15 protein-coding genes are annotated in these 18,040 nt (G+C 48.1%); 8 read left to right on the top strand and 7 right to left on the bottom strand.

Going from position 1 to position 18,040, the window contains the following annotated elements; all coding sequences use genetic code 11:
* The first annotated feature begins 5 nt into the window (after window positions 1-5).
* A complete protein-coding gene (locus UNH61_RS29130) occupies window positions 6-1,766 on the top strand; it encodes a RagB/SusD family nutrient uptake outer membrane protein (RefSeq protein ID WP_326995532.1) in 1,761 nt (586 codons plus the stop codon).
* Window positions 1,767-1,828: 62 nt separating this feature from the next.
* Here UNH61_RS29130 and UNH61_RS29125 read toward each other — a convergent pair whose 3' ends face one another.
* From UNH61_RS29125 to UNH61_RS29115, 3 genes are read right to left on the bottom strand one after another with little or no spacing between them, the layout of a single operon-like run.
* The gene (locus tag UNH61_RS29125) at window positions 1,829-3,283 is read right to left on the bottom strand and encodes a Gfo/Idh/MocA family oxidoreductase (RefSeq protein ID WP_326995531.1); all 1,455 of its coding nucleotides are present in this window, start codon (window positions 3,281-3,283) and stop codon (window positions 1,829-1,831) included.
* 48 nt (window positions 3,284-3,331) lie between these two features.
* A complete protein-coding gene (locus UNH61_RS29120; protein ID WP_326995530.1) occupies window positions 3,332-4,027 on the bottom strand; it encodes a gluconate 2-dehydrogenase subunit 3 family protein in 696 nt (231 codons plus the stop codon).
* A gap of 6 nt (window positions 4,028-4,033) precedes the next feature.
* Entirely contained in the window at window positions 4,034-5,773 is a 1,740-nt protein-coding gene (locus UNH61_RS29115; RefSeq protein ID WP_326995529.1) for a GMC family oxidoreductase, read from the bottom strand.
* Between the two features lie 81 nt (window positions 5,774-5,854).
* Between UNH61_RS29115 and UNH61_RS29110 the strand changes: the two genes are divergently transcribed.
* Entirely contained in the window at window positions 5,855-7,321 is a 1,467-nt protein-coding gene (locus tag UNH61_RS29110; RefSeq protein ID WP_326995528.1) for a gluconokinase, read from the top strand.
* A 57-nt stretch (window positions 7,322-7,378) separates the two neighbouring features.
* Here the strand turns inward: UNH61_RS29110 and mutL are convergent, their stop codons facing one another.
* Window positions 7,379-9,280, bottom strand: coding sequence for a DNA mismatch repair endonuclease MutL (gene mutL / locus UNH61_RS29105; RefSeq protein ID WP_326995527.1), 1,902 nt, complete (start codon window positions 9,278-9,280; stop codon window positions 7,379-7,381).
* Between the two features lie 323 nt (window positions 9,281-9,603).
* Between mutL and msrB the strand changes: the two genes are divergently transcribed.
* A complete protein-coding gene (msrB, locus tag UNH61_RS29100; RefSeq protein WP_326995526.1) occupies window positions 9,604-10,095 on the top strand; it encodes a peptide-methionine (R)-S-oxide reductase MsrB in 492 nt (163 codons plus the stop codon).
* Window positions 10,096-10,187: 92 nt separating this feature from the next.
* Window positions 10,188-10,739 carry an SRPBCC family protein gene (locus UNH61_RS29095; protein WP_326995525.1) on the top strand — a complete coding sequence of 184 codons (552 nt, stop codon included), beginning with the start codon at window positions 10,188-10,190 and terminating at the stop codon, window positions 10,737-10,739.
* Between the two features lie 213 nt (window positions 10,740-10,952).
* Here the strand turns inward: UNH61_RS29095 and UNH61_RS29090 are convergent, their stop codons facing one another.
* Window positions 10,953-11,231, bottom strand: a complete 279-nt coding sequence (locus tag UNH61_RS29090) for a YciI family protein (protein WP_326995524.1) — start codon at window positions 11,229-11,231, stop codon at window positions 10,953-10,955.
* Window positions 11,232-11,452: 221 nt separating this feature from the next.
* On the opposite strand from UNH61_RS29090, the gene UNH61_RS29085 reads away from it, so the two are divergent.
* From UNH61_RS29085 to UNH61_RS29075, 3 genes are all read left to right on the top strand, one after another.
* Window positions 11,453-13,267, top strand: coding sequence for a hypothetical protein (locus UNH61_RS29085; RefSeq protein ID WP_326995523.1), 1,815 nt, complete (start codon window positions 11,453-11,455; stop codon window positions 13,265-13,267).
* Window positions 13,268-13,381: 114 nt separating this feature from the next.
* Complete coding sequence (locus tag UNH61_RS29080) at window positions 13,382-14,032, top strand: ATP-binding cassette domain-containing protein (protein ID WP_326995522.1); 651 nt, start codon at window positions 13,382-13,384, stop codon at window positions 14,030-14,032.
* 9 nt (window positions 14,033-14,041) lie between these two features.
* Window positions 14,042-15,235 carry an FtsX-like permease family protein gene (locus UNH61_RS29075; protein WP_326995521.1) on the top strand — a complete coding sequence of 398 codons (1,194 nt, stop codon included), beginning with the start codon at window positions 14,042-14,044 and terminating at the stop codon, window positions 15,233-15,235.
* Window positions 15,236-15,241: 6 nt separating this feature from the next.
* On the opposite strand, the gene UNH61_RS29070 is transcribed toward UNH61_RS29075, so the two are convergent.
* On the bottom strand, window positions 15,242-16,315 hold the full coding sequence (locus UNH61_RS29070; protein ID WP_326995520.1) for a DUF2891 domain-containing protein: 1,074 nt from the start codon (window positions 16,313-16,315) through the stop codon (window positions 15,242-15,244).
* A gap of 15 nt (window positions 16,316-16,330) precedes the next feature.
* Window positions 16,331-17,569, bottom strand: a complete 1,239-nt coding sequence (locus tag UNH61_RS29065; protein WP_326995519.1) for a geranylgeranyl reductase family protein — start codon at window positions 17,567-17,569, stop codon at window positions 16,331-16,333.
* A 118-nt stretch (window positions 17,570-17,687) separates the two neighbouring features.
* Between UNH61_RS29065 and UNH61_RS29060 the strand changes: the two genes are divergently transcribed.
* Entirely contained in the window at window positions 17,688-17,990 is a 303-nt protein-coding gene (locus UNH61_RS29060; RefSeq protein ID WP_326995518.1) for a YbaB/EbfC family nucleoid-associated protein, read from the top strand.
* Window positions 17,991-18,040: the final 50 nt, after the last annotated feature.

Raw genomic sequence — 18,040 nt, 5'->3', positions numbered from 1 at the left:
GCGTCATGAAAAAAACAATCATACTAAAATATATAGCAGGAGTGGCGCTGGCAGGCGTTGTTGCTGCAGGGTGTAACAAAGACTTCCTGGAAAAGAAGCCGCTGACAGAATATGAGGAAGCAGATGTATGGAAAGACGTGGGGCTGGTGCAGGCATTCGTAAATGATCTGTATGTACAAATGCGGCCAGGGTTCAATGAAGTAATGCTTTCTTCTATGTCGGATGAAAGCCGGTTCATACACGATTATAATACATCGAGGGTAGTACAGGGAAATGCCTCCGCAGACGACCTGGGAGCGATAGGTGATTTTGCCAGATGGGATGCGCATTATAAAGCAATCAGGAACTGTAACATGTTCCTCGAAAAAGTAGGAGCAGTACCGTTTACAGACGAGAGTGTACGCACCAGGATGACAGGAGAAGTACACTTCATGAGAGCCTGGTACTATCACTTGCTGGTAAAGTATTTCGGAGGAGTGCCATTGATCACCAAAACATTTAAGGTGAAAGGAGATGAGCAGGAGATCCTGAGTATCAAAAGGGCTCCTTTTGCTGACTGTATCAAGTTTATCTCAGATGAATGCGACAGCGCCGCGCAACAGCTGCCAGTAGTTTACGATGGGGTTGCCAACAAAGGCAGGGCGACCAAAGGAGCAGCGCTGGCGTTGAAATCGCGGATATTGCTGTTTGCAGCCAGCGACCTGTTCAATAATTCCAAAGTACCGAATGAACTGATGGGTTACACTTCCGGTAGTCAGACGGATCGCTATCAGCAGGCAATGGATGCGGCAGCGGCGGTGATGGGCATGAATATATACAGTTTATATCAACCTACCAGCAATCCTACAGATAACTATTCGCGGGTATTCCTCGACAAGGAGAATCCGGAGCTGATCTTCGTAAAACAATACGACAAAGCACTGCTGGGAACATCCGTAGACCTGTATAACGGGCCAAACGGGTATCACAACTGGGGAGGGAACGTTCCGTTGGAAAATTTTGTAAGCGGCTACCAGATGAAAGATGGAAGTGCTTTTTCCTGGAGTAGTCCGGATCAGGCCAAATCTCCTTACGCAAATCGGGATCCCCGCTTCTATGCCACCATTCTTTATGATGGTGCAAAATGGAAGCCCCGCCCGTCAGATGGTGCGAAGATCGACCCGGTTGGTATCATACAAACAGGTAAATATGAAGCTGCAAATGGTAAAGACAGTGTTTGGGGGCTTGATACCCGCAACAGTACTATCGAAAACTGGAACGGAACATTTTCCGGCTATTATATCCGGAAGTTCATGGATAAAAACCTGGATGCACAATTCTTCCGGGGCGATCAGAACTGGATCTATTTCCGGTATGCTGAAATATTGCTGAACTATGCGGAAGCTGCTATTGGTGCAAAACAGGAAGGGCCAGGCCGGGATAAGCTGAATCTGGTGCGGCAGCGCGCCGGTATGCCTGCCACAAGTGCCGGCGGCGATGCGCTTAAAGCCATTTTAAGGTACGAGCGGCGCTATGAGCTGGCGTTTGAAGAGCATCGTTATTTCGATGCAAGACGCTGGATAGATGAAGCACAAACTGCTTTTAATGTAAATGCCAAAGGCATTGAAGTATTGGGCTCACAGATCTCCGGACATCCGTTTACATATCGTCCGTTCAGTATACAGGACAGAAAGTTTGTTAAAGAGAAGAACTACCTGCTGCCGATTCCTGCCAACGAAATCAGGAAGAATGTAAATCTGCAGCAGCAGAAGGACTATAATTGGTAAGGAGTGTGTATAAAAAAAGCAGCGGAGATCCCTCCGCTGCATTTTTTTTTATGATAGTGTTATTATACTCCAAGAGACCATCCGTCGCGATAAGTACGCTTAACGAACTGATTGGCTTCATCGAAGTTAGTGATCTTCATATTATTACCATCCCAGAGCAGTTTGATATAACGGCCCGGATAATCGAAGCCTTTACCGCCGGCTTTGGGCTTGCGGATATCGAAGCTGCGGATAGCCAGGTTCGCCATGAGAATGGATTCGGTGAGTGGTCCTGCAATATCGAACGGAGAGCTCAGCGTTTTCTGTTTCTGGCTTCCATAACCGGCAATAGCAGCATTTACCCATTGTACATAGTGTCCTTCCGGTACACGGTCAATCGTTTGTGGTACGTTTACTTCAGTAGTACGGGAAGTAGGCAGCAGTTTCGGATACATACCATAAGTACCGCACATCATTTTACCCTTATCACCGATAAAGATGGCTCCGTTACCACCATCTCCCATGGTTTCGTTAGGTCCGAGTTCCTCGGGGCGCTCAGGCTGGATACCACCATCCATCCAGTGGAGGGTTATTTCCTTACCGTTTTTGCCGGCGAATTTCATGATCACGTGTGAAGACGGAGGGCAGCTTTCGGGGAAATAGCCACGGGTAAATTCGCCCACATAAACGCTACCAACACTGCATTCCACGGAGGTAGGATATCCCAGGCCTAATACGCGGAAAGGCGGTTCAATAATATGGCAACCCATATCGCCGATTGCGCCGGTGCCGTAATCCCACCAGCCGCGCCAGTTGAAAGGCACCAGGTTATCAACGTATTCTCTCTTCGGTGCGGTACCTAACCAGAGGTCCCAGTTGAGCTCTGAAGGAATTTCCTGGCGATTGGTTGGCCAGGCAATACCCTGCGGCCATACGGGGCGGTCGGTCCAGCAGTAAACAGTATGAACATCGCCAACCAGTCCGGCGTTATACCATTCCATCAGCTGGCGTACACCATCTCCGGAGGCGCCCTGGTTACCCATCTGGCTCACTACTTTATGTTTTTTAGCGCCTTCTGTAAGCATGCGCGCTTCGTAGATATCATGTGTCAGCGGTTTCTGAACGTATACATGTTTCTTCAGCTGCATGGCTCCCATAGCAGCCACGGCGTGGGTGTGATCCGGCGTGGATACGGAAACGGCGTCAAAGTTTTTGTGTTCTTTATCATACATTTCCCTGAAGTCTGTATAGAATTTAGCTTTAGGGAATTTCTTAACGGCTTCGGCTGCACGGCGTTTATCAACATCGCAGAGGAAAGCAATATCTGCCGGACCTTTTGCAAATTCTGATATATCGCTAAAGCCTTTACCGCCAACACCAACACCTGCTACACGCAAGCGGTCGCTGGGCGCCAGGTAGCCCCTGCCGAGTACATGACGTGGAACAATCATGAAACCGGCTGCGGTAAGTGCACCGTTTCTCAGGAATGATCTGCGGGATACATTGCTTTCTCCCTCATTCTTTTTTTCTGGAATCATTGATGTGAAATTTTCTGGATTTAAATTATGAAATAGCAACTTTGGTCGTTAGTCCCAGGTCATCAGCTTACCCCTGTCTGCAATTTTCAGGCAGGTAGCCAATGTTTTTTCATCATACGCATAACCGTATTGCTGCAATACATCGGCAGGAACGCCATCCCATTCGTTGGGGGTGTTGCCTTTGTAATCAAGATCCTTGATACCAATTTTGCTGGTAAAGAATCCTGTTGCAGTAAGGTTGCGCATCCGGTTAAAAAATGCGACACCCTGACTAGTTTCCGGGGTGGCTTTTTCCGGATAGGCAATCAGGTCAACTATTTCAATACGTTGTTGTTCGCTGCATTCCGCAAAGGATTTATTATACCGTTTGGCACACTGAAGGTCCAGCCAGCGCAGCCCGCCTCTCATCGGCAGCTGATGATCCGGTATGTCCTTTACAATGAACTCGATGAACTCCGGTACTTTTGCATCGGATGCACTTCCGGAGTGTTCGTCGGCAGGAATAATAATATCTGCGAGTATGGTGATGGTTTTCATTTCTTCAGGGGTGAAGAACTTCTGATCCATCAATGCTTTATCGCGTGTTACTTCATCTGGTGTACGGCCATAGCCCTGCGCGCTGCCGGCTACGCCTTCTTTTTTACCATCTGCACCCTTTTTATCGTCGCAACCGGTGGTCGATAAAATAGCGCCTACAGATAAACTGCCCAGTGCAATGGCTTTGAGTGATTCTCTTCTGTCCATAATGATTTAGAGTGCTTTCTTTTTCATTTGATCCACTATGTATTCAGATGCTCGCATAGACAGGGCGAGGATGGTCCAGGTAGGATTTTTATCTGCCTGGGATACAAATGCGCCGCCATCTACCACGAAGAGGTTCTTCACGTCGTGGGCCTGGTTAAATTTGTTTAACACTGACTTGCCAGGATTATCTCCCATCCTGGTGGTACCTACCTCGTGAATGATACGACCAGGGTTTTCGAGCCCGTAGTTCGTTTCTGGTCCGGGTTTGGCGCCAGCCGGGATCGCTCCCATTTCATGCATGATCTGTTCAAAAGTATCCTGCATGTGTTTGGCCTGTTTGATCTCATGTTCGCTCCAGGTATAGTGGAAACGAAGCACCGGGATACCAAATTTATCTACCACGTTCGGATCTATTTCGCAATAGTTGTCTTCACGCGCAATACACTCGCCCCTTCCGGCAAAACCAATGGATGCACCATAGAAACGGCGGTAATCGTCTTTCAGCGACGCTCCGTAACCACCGGCCGGCTTGGCTTTTCCGTCTTTGCCAGGGTATTTCCCGTTCATGCCTTCCATACCGAAGCCATAACCGTAAGAAGGCATGTGCATGCCACCACCGAATTCGATATGGTAACCCCGTGCAAAATCCAGTTTCTTATTATCTGCCCACCAGGGAATATACACGTGCATACCTCCAACACCATCTTCATTATACCGCTTGCGGTCCATGAGCTGGGGAAGGAAGCCGCCTCTGGAAGAACCAGTGGAGTCGTGCAGGTATTTACCTACTACACCGCTGGAATTGGCCAGTCCGTTAGGATGCTTGGCCGATTTGGAATTGAGCAGTAATCGCGCGGATTCGCAGGCACTGGCTGCCAGTACCACTACCCGTGCGTTTACAGAATATTCCTGCATGTCTGTTTTGTCGATATATGCTACTCCTGTTGCCAGGCCGTTATTATCTGTCAGCACTTCCCGCACCATCGCATTAGTGTACAGATCTACATGTCCGCTTTTCATCGCTGGTTTCACCAATACGGAAGAGGAGGAAAAGTCGCCATACACAGTACAGCCGCGGTTACATTGACTGCAATAGAAACACGGGCTGCGATCTTTGTTTACGGAGCGGGTAAGGATGGAAAGCCGTGAAGGGATAACGGGAATTCCTAAACGATCTCCTGCTTTTTTTAACATCAGCTCGTGGAGCCTGGGTTTAGGCGGAGGAAGAAAGAACCCATCCGGTTCATTGGGAAGGTTTTCGCGAGACCCAAACACGCCGATCATTTTGTCGACCCGGTCGTAATAAGGGGCCACTTCTTCATAGTTGATAGGCCAGTCATCGCCCAGTCCATCATAACTTTTGTGTTTGAAATCGCGTTCACCGAAACGCAGAGAGATACGGCCCCAGTGGTTGGTTCGACCTCCTAACATGCGGGAGCGGAACCAGTCGAATTGCGTGCCGTCTTTTCTGGTGTAAGGTTCGCCGGAGAGCTCCCAGCCTCCATAGGCGGCGTCAAAGTCGCCGAATGGGCGAGTGGTGCTCGCGCCTCTTCTGGGTGATTCGTAGGGCCATTTTAATTGCGTCGCCTGCTCCGGATCGGCGGGGTCGTACTTAGGACCTGCTTCCAGTAAGGCTACCTTCAGACCTGCTTCCGACAGGATCTTCGCTGCCATACCTCCTCCGGCACCGGAACCAACAATACAAACGTCATAAACCTTTCCCTGTTTTTTGATTTCGAATGCCATTTGCGTGGATATTTTAGACTTTTTAGTAGAACACAGGTTTTAAATCTATAAATTAAATGCGGAAAAAGGAAGGTTTTTTATATGAGTGATAACACCAGGTATATTATCGGCGTGGATATTGGCACCAGTAGTGCAAAATCGATTGTTTTGAGGATGAACGGTGAGCCGGGCCCATCCGTCCAGCTGGCCTGTGTGACGCGGCATCCGGAGCGGGGCTACAGCGAACAATCAGCTCCGGAGATCCTGGATGCGGTTAAAAGAGGTATCCGGGAGGTAGTGGCCGGGATGGATGGGCCACCGGCGGCCATTTCTTTCAGTAGCGCCATGCACAGTATCATGGCGGTAGATGGGGAGGGGGCGCCGTTGACACCGCTGATTATCTGGGCCGATAACAGGAGTGAACCCTATGCCCGGGCCCTCCGGGATACTCCCCGCGGGCTGCTCATCTACCGGCAAACCGGCACCCCGGTACATGCCATGTCGCCCCTGAGTAAGCTGATGTGGATGAGGGAACAACAACCAGGCATATTTGCAGCTGCAGCCATGTTTCCGGGGATCAAGGAATATATACTGCATCATTTTACCGGCCATTATCTGACGGATCATTCCACAGCATCGGCCACCGGCCTGTTCGATATACATGCCCTCCGCTGGAATGCGGATGCGCTGGAAGCAGCCGGGGTCGGTGCAACGCGGCTACCAGTGCCGGTACCGGCCGATTACGTGATCAGGGAACTAAAACCCGGTATTGCCCGGGAACTGGGGATACCAGCCACCACGCCTATTGTGATAGGAGGGAGCGATGGTTGCCTCGCGCAGCTGGGGAGCAACGCCCTGGATGAGGGGCACGCCACACTTACCATTGGTACCAGCGGCGCGGTAAGGATGGCAGGCAGCCGGCCGCTTACTGATAGTCAGCAACGGCTTTTTACCTATCTGCTTACTGACCATACCTATATCACAGGAGGCGCTACCAATAATGGCGGAGTAGTACTACAGTGGCTTGTGAGAGATTTCCTGCAACGGCCACTGAGCGATATCGACGGACTGGTAAAAGAGGCGCTGAATATTGCGCCGGAGCGGCTGATCTGTTTACCTTACCTGCTAGGGGAAAGGGCCCCGATCTGGGATAGTAATGCCACCGCGGCATTCATCGGGATACAGCCCCGGCATGTTGCGGCCCATTTCACAAGGGCGGTGCTGGAAGGCATTTGCTTTGCCCTGCTCAGTATCAGGAATGCCCTCGGCGAAACAGCCGGGCCGGTAAAAAAGATCTCAGTGAGTGGGGGATTTACCAATGCTCCTGGCTGGATACAGCTGCTGGCCGACATTTTCGGGCAAACAATGTATCTCCGGCATACGGCCGATGCTTCGGCCATGGGGGCTATTTACCTGGCTGCCGATACCCTCCGGCTTGAAATCAGGGCTGGCAGAGGCGGAGAATTACAGGCGGCCTTCGAACCGGATCCGGAAAAATATGCAGGGTACCAGGAAAAGTATCAACTGTTCCTGCAGCTACAGCAACAGTTATTAGCTATCAGTCATTAGTAAAATGCCCCGAAGATCCGTCTTCGAGGCACTTTACCAATAGCTGATAGCCGTTGACTAGAATCCGCTTTTATCAAACATCCTGGCCAGGTCTGTCAGCTTAAATGATATAAAAGTGAACTTACCGCCGGGGGCCACATTCGGCATACTGCAGGCGAAAAGTTCGTCAATGATATTTTGCATTTCGCGGGCGGAGAGTGTTTTGCCGGCCGGGATGGCATTGTTACGGGCCATAGACCGGATCAGGTGCTCGCGTTTATTCACTTTCAGTTCATGGCTGAAGTGTTTGAATTGTTCAATCAGGCTCTGAATGGTAGCCTGGTCGTTGCCATTCTGTATATCAGCGGGGGTACCGCGAACAACAAATGTGTTGTTCCCAAAGGGTTCCAGGTCGTATCCAAGGGTTTGCAGGTCGGCCAGCATTTCGCTTACCAGGGCTGCATCTGCGGGAGGCAGCTGCAGGGTTTGCGGGAAGAGGCTTTGCTGGGTGGCCATGGGGGCTTCCTGTAACGCGCGCTGATAGCGTTCGTAGAGGATCCTTTCATGGGCAGCGTGTTGATCGATCAGTATAAAACCCGACTTGATCTGGGATAAGATATATTGCTGATGCACCTGCACGGGTACCTTCTGATCGGAAGGCGTATCCTGCCAGCGTTCGTCGATAACAGAAGCTGTGGCATGTGGCTGGCTTTCGTAAGTGACTTCTGGTTTAGCTTCCGGTTCGGGCGCAACAGTATAGGAGCTGGCAGCGTAGCTGTCGCTCTGAGCTGGCTCGTAGAGATCTTTCCAGTGTTTCAGATTACTGGCGTTGCTGCTTTTATCGATCATATGTGCCTGGTTGGCCTGTGTGAACGATTTATAAAGCGAGCTTTGTCTGGACTCCTGCTGCTGTTCAGCTGTAAAGGGCTTGCTCACAGCGTCGAGCGACTGGATATTCGGATCGAGGTCAAAATCCAGGGTAGCGGTGATGCTGAATTGGGCCAGTGAATGTTTTACTGCAGATTGTACAAAAGCATACATCAGCTTTTCATCATCGAACTTGATCTCCTGTTTGGTAGGATGTACATTGATATCAACATGCTCCGGGTTGACGTCGATGAAAAGAACATATAGCGGGAAGCCATCTGCCGGAATAATATCGGCAAATGCATTCATGACTGCATGGTTTAGGTAAGAGCTTTTGATAAACCGGTTGTTGACAAAGAAGAATTGATCGCCCCTGGTTTTTTTGGCCGTTTCCGGTTTTCCCACAAATCCGTATACGTTCATGTAGTCGGTGGTCTCCTTTACGCTTACCAGGCGGGCATTGTAATGTTGGCCCAGAATGGCAACGATGCGCTGTTTCAGAGATCCTTTTTCCAGGTGGAACAGCTGCTGGCCATTATTGGTCAGCGAAAACTGCAACTGAGGGAAGGCCATTGCCACGCGGATGAATTCATCTACAATATGCCGCATCTCTGCTGCATTGCTCTTCAGAAAGTTTCTGCGCGCCGGTACGTTGAAGAACAGGTTCTTCATGGCAATACTGGTGCCTTCGGCAGTCTGACAAGGTTCTTGTTTATTAACAAAACTGTTGTCAATCTCCACATAGGTGCCGATATCGCTACCCCTTTTCCGGGTTTTCAGCTCTACTTGTGAAACAGCTGCAATGGAAGCCAGGGCTTCCCCTCTGAATCCCATGGTGGTGATCTGGAACAGATCTTCTATGGATTGTATTTTTGAGGTAGCATGACGCTCGAAACACATTCTCGCATCCGTTTCGCTCATGCCGCCACCATTATCAATTACCTGCACTAATTCCTTGCCCGCATCCTTAATGATCAGCTGAATTTCCGTTGCTCCCGCATCCACCGCATTTTCCAATAATTCCTTTACAGCTGATGCTGGTCTTTGTATTACTTCCCCTGCAGCTATCTGGTTTGCTATATTGTCTGGTAATAAATTAATTATATCCGCCACTTACAAGCCTTTTGCGGTAAAGTTAACAATTTCTATGCTTTTGCTCATCGGTGATTATCAGACAGTTTTAAACAAAAAACTCACGGATTTGTCAATTAGCCATTTGATTTGCAAGATCTAACAATCCATAATGCATGTTCATACGTAATTTATGTAGAGAAAAAATATCTCAACGTAGAATCCGAAAATCCCCATGATAGTGTTAATGAGAAGTTAACGAATCAAAACTTTACATATGTACCTATGGAATCTAATAATTTTGAATATCTCTATCAGGGTTGCCAACTGTACTTATCCGTAATAATGGTGAAAAATAGAAATCAATGGAAGATGGAAAAAAGAAGGGAGGCATTTACTCCCATACAGATACCAGTAAAGTAAATCTGACGGAAGACCAATGGAGGGAAATGTTGCCCAAGGATGTGTACCATATAGCCAGAGAAAAAGGAACAGAATGGGCTTTTACTGGTAAATACTGGAATAGCAAAGAAAAAGGCTCCTATTACTGTGCCGCTTGTGGTAATCCATTATTTGTTTCCGATACTAAATTTGAGAGTAGTTGTGGCTGGCCCAGTTTTTTTCAGCCGTTAACGAAAACCAGCGTAATCTATGCACCAGACAACAGTCATGGTATGCACCGCACCGAAGTATTATGTGGGCGCTGTAAATCACATCTTGGACACGTTTTTGACGACGGACCTCCGCCAACCGGCCTTCGTTACTGTATTAACTCCGTGATCCTCGATTTTGAAAAGGCGAAAGAAGCGGATCAGCATTATCAGCAGGACCCAGCCAGTGATAAAGAAAAAGAGTAAGTATAGCCAACTTTCTTCTTCCTGATTGCCAATGTGATAGGTAGGTTGACCAATAAAAAGTGTATTTTTATTATCATCAACCTCCGACGGTCATGAAGGTATTAAAAACGCTCGCCTGGATTTTAGGAATCATCCTGTTTATTGCTATTGCATTTATTTTTTTCGCGCCTACCAGTATCCATGTAGAGCGGTCAATAGAAATCAATGCGCCAGCTTCAGTGGTGTGGGAAGATCTCGTGAAATTTGAAAAATTTAACGAGTGGAGTGCCTGGAAACAGGTGGATCCCTCCGCCAGTTACACTATTACCGGTGATGATGGCGCTATCGGGTCTACTGATGCCTGGAAAGGAAAGAAGATCGGAGAAGGACGGCTGCAGCATTTATCTTTGGATCCCTATCATTCCGTAATACAGAAGCTTACCCTTGTTAAACCGCTGGAAGCAGAGGCGGATGTGTCTTTTCACCTGACAGAAACAGATGGCAAAACCAAAGTAGTGTGGCGATTCGATACACGCTATGGCCGGCCTATGAATGTACTGACCCTTTTTGTGAAAGGAGGAGTATTGGAACGGGACTTTGATGAAGGGCTGAAGAACCTGAAAGTGATGGCAGAAACAGAAAACGAGGCTGCCGGAAAGAAATGACCCATGCCTCGTATCAGGGCATGACATTACCATTGCCCTTCGGAATAACAATTCCGGGCAAACTGATGATGGTTTCAGAGGGTGTATGGCAGGGCAGCAGGGAAAAAAGAACGACAACAGCAAATACCCGATCTGGCTATTTACTACATAAAACAGTCATCCTGAACTAAAGAAGCATAAGCTGTTGGCACGGCATCACGAAGGGAAAGTACGCTATCTTCCAATCGTACTGGCATACTTAGTTGGCTCAAATTCAATGATCTCGTACATTGCCAGCTGGTGTCTCTCCAGCGGATCTTCGTTCATGATTTCTTCTACTTCCCGACGGCTCGACGCATTGCATAGAATAACAGACCCCGACCGTGGCTTTCTTCTGCCGGATAAAATAAAGCGACCACTATCGTAGTGCTTTTGGAGGAAAGCGGTATGCGCTTCCATAAAGTGCTCTACAGCCGCTACTGGCCGTATGTATTGCAGCATAATCAGGAACATAACGGTTTTTCTATGGTTTTTAGTAATAGTTTCATAGTTAGTAGCATAACAGCAAATGTATAAACTTAATCAGTAAAAGAATTATTGTATGTCGTGAGGGAAAAATCAGACATATGCGCTACAAAAATATACGTACTTTTGCACGCAAGAAATACCACGATAGTGGGAATGTATTGTGGAACTCGTGTTGCTCCGAATCAATTTTTAATTTAACATCTTTTATGAAAAGAACAATTTCCAAAGTTTTGTTAGCTGCTGTGACTACAGCGGTAGTGTTGTCATCATGCTCCAAAACCCCAGATGAAAGCAGGTTTATCCCTAAAACAGCCGGTGTGGTGATCGAATTGAACGCCAAACAGCTTACCAACAAGCTGGTTACCAACGGCATTACCATGGACAAACTATTTGATGCGACCCAGAATAAAGACACTTCCAACGAAGTGATGAAAGCCTGGAAGGATGCGGAAAACTCAGGGATCGACCTGCAAAGCCATTTCTTCGCTTCATTCGTATTCCAGGGGCAGCCATCTGAGCATAAGTCATACCTGAGCCTGACCGCCAGCCTGAAAGATGCCGACAAGTTTGAGGCATTCCTGAAGAAGACAGTACCAGACTTCTCCCTGAAAAATCAGAAAGATTTCAAATACATCTGGGAAAGTAAGGAACATGCCCTGATCGGATGGACTAAATCAGCGGTTATTTATATCAGCGCCATCGATCCGGATTCCTGGAGAAAATTAGATCCAACCGGCGTTGGTGGTGGCCGCCGGTATTATGATTCCGACGATCAGCAGCAGGATGTTGACAGCGCAACTTCTGCGGGTCCGGCCTCCACGGTTTCCCCCGTTGCTTTGAGAGCGGCTGACGATGATGCGGAGATTAAAACCTGGGCAGCAGAAGTGGATCACCTTTTCCACCTGAAAAGTGATGAAACCGCCGGTTCTATTGACGCTTTCGGTAAGCTGATGAAAGAAAATGCTGACGCCGGAGTATTCGTAAATCCAACTGCTATCGCTAACAGCGCCCAGCTGAGTATGATTCCGGCCAATGTGAAGAAGCTGCTGGAAGGAACTTACGCGACCGGTACAGTTAATTTCGAAAACGGAAAAATCCTGTTTGGCAGCAATACCTACTACGGTAAAGAGATTGCAGACATCTATAAGAAATACGGTAAAAAGGAAATAGACCTGGATATGCTGAAAAAATACCCTTCAGATAATATCACCGGCTTCCTTTGCTATGCTTTTGATTTCCGCATGATTGGCGAAATTATCAAAGCCACCGGCATGGATGGACTCGTAAATGCTATGGTAACCGGAAAATCCGGCCTGACCATGGATGATATCCTGAATGCCTTTGAAGGCCAGATCACCTATGTTGCATCTGATTTCGCCATCACTAAGAAAGAATCCAAATATTTCCCGGGAGAGTTTTCTGAAGAACCTGCTGCTAAATGGATATACAGCCTGAAAGTTGGCAATAAAGACGCCTTCAATAAGCTGATGACTTCCCCTATGCTGAAAGAAGTATTTACCAAACAGGGCAATGAATACGTATTGGCCAACCCGGTGGCTGCTGCTTCCATGCCGGCCATGTCGATCAACGATAAATACGTGACCCTGGGCTCCGACAGTGCTCTGCTGCAGCAATACCTCGCTGGTAAAGGCAGCATCAAACTTCCGGAAGGCATCGAAGGAAAAGTGAAAGGTGGTATGGTAGGCGGTTACGCCAACCTGGAGAAAATCATCAGCATTCTTCCTGAAGACAAGCTGGATTCTGCAGAAAAACCTATCGTTGCTAAAGCCAAGAATCTGCTGAAAGATGTTGTAGTGACCAGCAAAAATGATGGTACCTCCCTGCAACACGCAGAAGCGGTACTGACCTTTAAGAACAAAGATCAGAACAGCCTGGTTCAGCTGATTAATCTTGGCACAGAAGCAGCCAAAGTGATGAAAGCAAAAAAGGATCGTGAAAAGGCTTACGAAGACAGCCTCTTTGCGGCGCCAGTGGATACTGCCACCGCTGCGGTTAAATAATATTTTTAAATGTAAGAAGAACGGGCGCGGAGATTTCCTCCGCGCCCGTTCTTCTTGAGGATGTCTTCATAAAATATATCAGTTATATTCGCTACCGTTAACAGTGATGCCATCATGCAGATTCAGCTTAATCACCTGATGCCCATCCCGCTGCAGGAGAAACTCCGGCAACGGGAATCGGATATCTGGAACAGGGATGTAATATTTACGCCGGGTAATTTTGTGAAGATAAAAGCCCCTTCGGGCACCGGAAAAACAACATTGATACACTACCTGTATCATATCCGTTACGACTATACGGGAAAAGTAATGGTAAACAGTCAGCCCTGGCAGGCCTATAATAAAGAGCAGATTGCGCAGCTGCGCCAGCAGCAGATCAGCATCATTTTCCAGGATCTGCGGTTGTTTGAGCAGCTGACGGCGAGGGAGAATATTGCATTGAAAAGCGCTATGCAGGCCAAACCTTTCTATCCTCCGGAAAAGATCAATGAAATGGCAGCACAGCTGAATGTAACCCATATTCTCGACCAGAGCGGTAAAACGCTTTCCTATGGCGAACGCCAGCGGGTGGCAATTATCCGGGCGCTGATGCAACCCTTCCAATGGCTGTTCATGGATGAGCCATTCAGTCATCTTGATGAAGAAAACACCCACCGGGCAGCCGCGTTGATAGCCAGCGAGTGCAAGGCCCGCAATGCAGGCTTTATTTTAACAGACCTGGATAATGACGAGCATTTCACCTATCATGTGCATTATCATCTTTAACGTTGTTTCATGCGTCCTTTTTTTGAATTACTGAAGAAGATCATACAAACCGGCGTCGGAAAAAACCGCTTTCTGATGGCAGCTGTTGGATTGGGCATTGCTATGCTGCTGATCCTCATTGCGATTCAGGCACATACCAATTTCGATCAGTTACTGTACAGCCAGAAAAATCAGAACGAAACTGCCGACTTCCTGGTGCTCAATAAAACCATTACCAATGCCATGATGGGACAATCCGGCAAAAGTATTTTTACCCCGGAAGAAATTGCCAATATCAGAAAACAACCCTTCGTACAGGCCTTCGGGTTAGTTATTTCCAGTCAGTATAAAGTGGTGGTACAAGCCCCGGGAGATTTGCATTTTGCAACGGATATGTTTTTTGAAGCCGTGCCAGACAGTTTCCTGGATGTTAAGGCGGAAGACTGGCAATGGCAAACGGGCGATCGTACTATACCCATCATCCTCCCCAACGACTTCCTCAACCTCTATAATTTCGGGTTCTCACTGAGCCAGGATTTGCCACAGATTTCCCAGGAAACCGTAAAAGCGTTGCCGCTGCAGGTGAATATTTCCAGCAATATATTATCGGATCAGTACATGGGGCATATTGTGGGCTTCTCGGATCGTATTTCTTCTTTTCTCGTACCGGCTTCTTTTATGGCCTGGGCCAATCAGCGATATGGCACGGGTGTTCCGGCAGGGATCTCGCGGGTGATCATCAAAACACCGGATCCTTCTAATCCGGCACTGGTAAAATTTCTGGAAGATAATGGCTATACTACCAACCAGGATAAGCTTAAATTCAGCAAAACGAGGCTGATTGTGCAAACCATTGTGTCGGTGGTGGGATTTTTCGGGCTGATATTGCTGTTCTTTGCATTGCTTGTATTCAGTATGTTCATTCAGCTGGTGATAGCCTCCTGCAAACGGGAAATACAGTTGCTGGTGATATTGGGAACAGCTCCCCGCCAGCTGCAAGGGTACCTGATGAAGCAATTTGTGCCGCTTTATATCGTGATAGGTATTTTATCACTATTGTTGGTGACGGTGCTGCAATACTGGGCTGCAGCTACTTTGGCGAAACATCAGATGCTGGTGAGTAACTGGCCGGGGATGCCGGTTTTTGCCGGAGTGATACTGGTATTGGCGCTGGTGTATTTCGTAAACCTGTTTACGGTAAAAAAATACGTGAACGATATTTAAGTACGGTTACTTTCCTACTGTCAGCATATACACGGCAAAGGACGCAAGCCAGTGCTCTCCTGCATAGTTGCCGCTGAACACCTGCTTCAGGCCCGCATTCATATGCTGTTGCGCCAGTTCGCGTATAGCCGCCTGATTTTTACCACCATGTTGGGCGATGGCCTCCAGGCACCAGGTCCGGCTGAGATTCAGGCCATCCAGGTGTACCAGTTTACCATCCGTCCGGTCTTTTACCTGTGCCACCTGCAGTATATTTATCTTATGCTCGAAGAGTCCCGGGAGAAATGCATATAGCCATTTACGATAGTCGTTTTCAGGCATTACCCTCCGCATCAGATCAGCTTCTTCGAGGCTGGGCGACAGGAAATCATATCCGCCGGGTTCCCATTGAACCGGTACATTTTTATCAGTTGCATAGAAACGCATTGCTGCATCATGGATGGCTTTTTGAAGGGCTGCATCTTTGGCGGTAACGGCATAGTCCCACGCGAGGCATAGCCCGAAAGCCAGGTTAGTATGTTCGCCTACCCGGATAGGATATACCAGTTTATCCAGGAATTGGATATAGGCAGCAGAAAATTGTGAGGCCAGGGGTTGCAGATGCCCGCTCATTTCCCTGCCCTGCGGGTCGTCCCAGGTTAGTAGTTCGCGTTGCAGCTGCAGTAGCCAGCTCCAGCCATAGATACGCTCAAAGCTTTTATTTTCTGCGTTTTTGAATAATTGTTGTTCTGCTTTTATATTTTCGGAAGACAGGTGAGCGGCCAGTTTGCTTCTGATCAACGTTGCTTTGGGGAGGTCCGGATAGGATTTCAGCAGCCGCACCAGCATCCAGTGGCCGTGCACACTACTGTGCCAGTCGAAACAGCCATAAAACGCCGGATGGTAGTTTTGGGGCGCTGTCAGCAGCGAGCTGTCGGTAAACACGATGCCCGTTTTATAAGGAAACTCCAGGTCCAGGCATTTCAGCGGCAGCTCGGCCAGTTTCTCAGCAATGTCGCGGGTGAGGCGCGTGGGCTGTACCTGTGCACGAACAACAAAAGCCGTAAACAAAGCGATAAATAAAGCAAAGATGGATCTCACGGCAGAGGGTTGGTTTTATCTGTTAAATAACAATTTCAAATAAAAAGTTGGCTGGCCCAGTTTCTTCCGGAGGTCTACCTCATGAAACATGCACGACATCAGGTCTTTCAGCTGCTTGTTCCGGGTACCCATTTTCATCAGTGTATTAAAGAGCCACGGGTATTTGATGAGTTTCTGCAGCTTGGTACTTACCTGCAGCTCAGGCCCGAGAATGCGGTATACGTTTTCATCGTAGCTGTTGAAGAAAGCATCGGAATAGTCGTTGGCTGCAATGGCTGCAGCAGCTTGCTGCGCCGCAATTCTGCCGGAGTAGAGGGCATTGCCGATACCTTCTCCGGTGAACGGATCAATGAGATAGCCTGCATCGCCTACCAGCATATAGCGTTCGCCGTGCAGCTTTCTTTTTTTGCTGCCAAGCGGCAGGCCGTAGCCATCGATTGTGCCCACCAGCTCTGCGTTTTTGAAACGTTCTTTCATTACAGGGTCACTCGCGATGGTATCCAGCATCAGCTGTTTCAGGTTTACCTTCTTGTTACGGGCATTGTTGCTGAGCATGCCCACACCCACGTTGGCTTCTCCGTTGGGTAATGGAAATATCCAGAGATAGCCCGGCAGCATATTTTTCAGGAAGTGCAGCTCAATAAAGTTATCCTTGTGTAAATCATTGATCCCTTTGTAATAGGCACGGATACCGGCAACGTAATGTTCCGGTTCCATCCTGATACCAGCTACATCTTTAGTAAATCCGGAATGCGCACCGTTGGCAACAATAACGATATCGGCCTTTACCCGGAAAGATCCGTCTTTGCTGGAAAGGTGGTACCCATCCGGCTTCAACTCATACTTATCGATGCTGGTACCTTCATAAAGGTGTATCATATCGGGCTGGCGTTTCAGCTCGTCTACAAGGAAATTGTCGAAGTCGATCCGCTTACAAACAAAACCACGGGGATTCGACTTGTCGTTCTCATACCCCATGCGGTAGGGGATATCCATTCCGATCCGGTTGGGCGCTACGAAAGTCACTCCCCAGCTGTCCATCTTAAACAGGGCTTGCTGTAGCCGTTCTCCGATTCCTTTGTCGATACGTTCGAGGAGGGTTAACACCTTGCCGCTTAATCCATCTCCACAAACTTTATCCCTCGGAAAAACGGCTTTGTCTACTACCACACATTCCACACCGAGCTGGGCCAGTTGCAGGGCAGCAGTAGCTCCACCCGGTCCTGCTCCTATGATACAAACTTTAGTTTCCATTTATTATTAATATAATATGATACGGTTGGCAAACAGTTATGCGCGTTGAAAGATACGAAACTTTACCACTGATTATTGTTGATTGTTATCTTTGCGGCTCTTAAAACACAGGAATAACATGTTTGGTGATTTATTTGGAAAGCTGACACAGATCAAGCAAAAATTGCAGGAAGGTAAAGAGCGTCTGGCAACAGTAACTTTATCCGGAGAAGCCGGAAACGGCGCAGTAAAAGTAACCGTGGATGGTAACCGCCAGGTGAAGAGTATTGATGTGGCTGCTCATCTTCTGAGCCCGGAAAATAAGGAAGAAATGGAAGATCTGCTCATTTCGGCTTTGAATCGCGCGTTGAAAGACGCAGAAAATGCCTGGGAAGCTGAAATGAAAGGTGCTGCAGGAGGAATGTTGGGAGGATTATTGTAATTAATTAAAATATAACGCGCGAAAGACCCGCCGGGAGCGATACTGGCGGG

Origin of the sequence: Chitinophaga sp. 180180018-3 (genome assembly GCF_037893185.1) — a bacterium.
Taxonomy (GTDB): Bacteria; Bacteroidota; Bacteroidia; order Chitinophagales; family Chitinophagaceae; genus Chitinophaga.
This window is presented reverse-complemented; position numbering and strand designations above follow the sequence as displayed.

Bases quoted from the DNA above. Each gene is read 5' to 3' on its own strand.
- UNH61_RS29130 (WP_326995532.1), top strand. From the start codon at position 6: ATGAAAAAAACAATCATACTAAAATATATAGCAGGAGTGGCGCTGGCA.
- UNH61_RS29125 (WP_326995531.1), bottom strand. From the start codon at position 3,283: ATGATTCCAGAAAAAAAGAATGAGGGAGAAAGCAATGTATCCCGCAGA.
- UNH61_RS29120 (WP_326995530.1), bottom strand. From the start codon at position 4,027: ATGGACAGAAGAGAATCACTCAAAGCCATTGCACTGGGCAGTTTATCT.
- UNH61_RS29115 (WP_326995529.1), bottom strand. From the start codon at position 5,773: ATGGCATTCGAAATCAAAAAACAGGGAAAGGTTTATGACGTTTGTATT.
- UNH61_RS29110 (WP_326995528.1), top strand. From the start codon at position 5,855: ATGAGTGATAACACCAGGTATATTATCGGCGTGGATATTGGCACCAGT.
- msrB (WP_326995526.1), top strand. From the start codon at position 9,604: ATGGAAGATGGAAAAAAGAAGGGAGGCATTTACTCCCATACAGATACC.
- UNH61_RS29095 (WP_326995525.1), top strand. From the start codon at position 10,188: ATGAAGGTATTAAAAACGCTCGCCTGGATTTTAGGAATCATCCTGTTT.
- UNH61_RS29090 (WP_326995524.1), bottom strand. From the start codon at position 11,231: ATGTTCCTGATTATGCTGCAATACATACGGCCAGTAGCGGCTGTAGAG.
- UNH61_RS29085 (WP_326995523.1), top strand. From the start codon at position 11,453: ATGAAAAGAACAATTTCCAAAGTTTTGTTAGCTGCTGTGACTACAGCG.
- UNH61_RS29080 (WP_326995522.1), top strand. From the start codon at position 13,382: ATGCAGATTCAGCTTAATCACCTGATGCCCATCCCGCTGCAGGAGAAA.
- UNH61_RS29075 (WP_326995521.1), top strand. From the start codon at position 14,042: ATGCGTCCTTTTTTTGAATTACTGAAGAAGATCATACAAACCGGCGTC.
- UNH61_RS29065 (WP_326995519.1), bottom strand. From the start codon at position 17,569: ATGGAAACTAAAGTTTGTATCATAGGAGCAGGACCGGGTGGAGCTACT.
- UNH61_RS29060 (WP_326995518.1), top strand. From the start codon at position 17,688: ATGTTTGGTGATTTATTTGGAAAGCTGACACAGATCAAGCAAAAATTG.